Raw genomic sequence first — 1772 nt, 5'->3', positions numbered from 1 at the left:
ATTGCTGCCACAAAATACTACTACACAATGAACCCATGGGATGACCATCCCATAATCTCTAAGGCGGAAGCTTATTTTCCTGAAGACAAATTCCGTGAATACTTTGAAAAGGACATAATTGACAACCACACCCTCATGATGTACGTGCCTGAGATTGACACACTGATTGTGCGTGGGACAAAATTTGGTAACAAGATTATCAACATTATGGAAAAAACAATGAGAGACCTTGACATCATTGACCTTAACACATTTGCAGCCAATGCTGAAAAGATTGATTTTGACGCTGATATTTACAAGGACAATAAGATTACAAGGGGGACGTTTGAAAGACACCTCAAAAAGCACATAAAGAGCCTTTACAGCCTTGCTATGGACGCGTTGGCACGTAATGATAAGAAACAGCTTGCTACAATCTTGGGGTTGAAGTATGAAAAGGAAGATTCTGTCAAGAAAACATACAATCTTGAAAACCTTAAGTTGGCTGACACAGACATCATACTTAAAAATTCTTCTGACTGCTCAACTCAATTTTTGGGATGGGACATTGACCAGAGAAAAGGTGGGAGGTTCATCCTGACCCCCGTTACAGTTGTATGAAAGAGAAAAGGCAATTTTGATGATGTGAAGAACATTGTCATAGGAAAACAGTTTGAACTTCCTTCTACGGGTATGGGGAATTTGGGTGAAAGGCTTAAGTTTTATGGTGACACGCTGTCAGACATAACTGACAAGTATGACAAACGCCATAAGGAGCTGACACGCAACCACTACCCATCAACAGTTGCGGTGGATGACAACCAGAGGCACTTCATATCAATGATGTCAACAAATCTTCCTGAACTGAAATGGTTTCCAACCAAATTCAAGACTAAGGAAAGCTGACGTATCCAAAAACGTGAGGTTTGACTTCAGGCAGCAATTGACAGTGGTATAATTATTATGGATAAGGACAACAAGGGACTTATTTCAGACCTATCCAAATCATATGCAAGGCAAGGTGCTGACCAACGTTATGAAGGTGGCGGGCAAGCGGATATATATGATAGGATAAATTCAATGGAGTATGCGTTGTACTTTGTACGCGGTGAACTCAGAAATGACATACCTGCGGGTGATGTTCAAGACTATTTAGGAGATGAAAATGACAAGAGAACAACTTAACGCTTATTTGATTAAGCAAATGAATGGTGCGGATGCAATACAGTTCCAATCTAATTTTGAAAAACTATACAGGGACAGCTTTGCTATTGACTCAGTCAACAAATATGATTCAGGTTATTCACTTGGTTCAAAAGAAATCAAAGAGGTGCTGGAGGCAAATGACTTCCAAACTGTCCTTTCAAGGGTTGGTTACAACCTTTCTTATCATGGAAAAGGGTATGGGATTGTCCTATACAGATACAATGGGGACACAATTATTGACAATGTGCGTATTTTTGGACAGCCAAAGTACATTTTCAAGGAATTGGTTGACATTTATTTCTTCACTGATGACAAATTTAAGGTTGGTGAGAAAGAATTGCAGGTTTTTGGAAGATTTTACAAGATAGAAAATGAGGTTTTCAAGGAAACTGGGTATTTTAATGGGTCTCAATGAACAATTACTGATGACGCCATTAAGTATGATACTGATTTCATACCTGTTCTTCCTATGGAAAACAACGCTCTTGGTACACCAGACATCCTTCCATCAGCTTCAGCATTGCTGAAAATGGCTCAAAAGATGGTCAATATGCTTCCAAATGACGTTGAAAAGTCCAAAATCATTT

General features: G+C 39.1%; 4 protein-coding genes. All 4 read left to right on the top strand.

The genetic code is table 11. The features are described 5' to 3' along the window. Nucleotides 1-600: hypothetical protein (locus tag N1032_RS22900; RefSeq protein ID WP_259542623.1), on the top strand; the 600-nt coding region annotated here is incomplete at its 5' end. Nucleotides 601-624: 24 nt separating this feature from the next. After that, on the top strand, nt 625-885 hold the full coding sequence (locus N1032_RS22895) for a hypothetical protein (RefSeq protein ID WP_259542622.1): 261 nt from the start codon (nt 625-627) through the stop codon (nt 883-885). A 57-nt stretch (nt 886-942) separates the two neighbouring features. Further along, nucleotides 943-1164 carry a hypothetical protein gene (locus tag N1032_RS22890; RefSeq protein ID WP_259542621.1) on the top strand — a complete coding sequence of 74 codons (222 nt, stop codon included), beginning with the start codon at nt 943-945 and terminating at the stop codon, nt 1162-1164. Continuing rightward, entirely contained in the window at nt 1145-1600 is a 456-nt protein-coding gene (locus tag N1032_RS22885; protein WP_259542620.1) for a hypothetical protein, read from the top strand. The genes N1032_RS22890 and N1032_RS22885 overlap by 20 nt, the downstream gene beginning before the upstream one ends. Nucleotides 1601-1772: the final 172 nt, after the last annotated feature.

The organism is Herbiconiux daphne, from assembly GCF_024979295.1.
Lineage (GTDB): Bacteria > Actinomycetota > Actinomycetes > Actinomycetales > Microbacteriaceae > Herbiconiux > Herbiconiux daphnes.
Note: the sequence above shows the minus strand (reverse complement) of the source record. Positions and strands in the feature narration are given on the sequence as shown.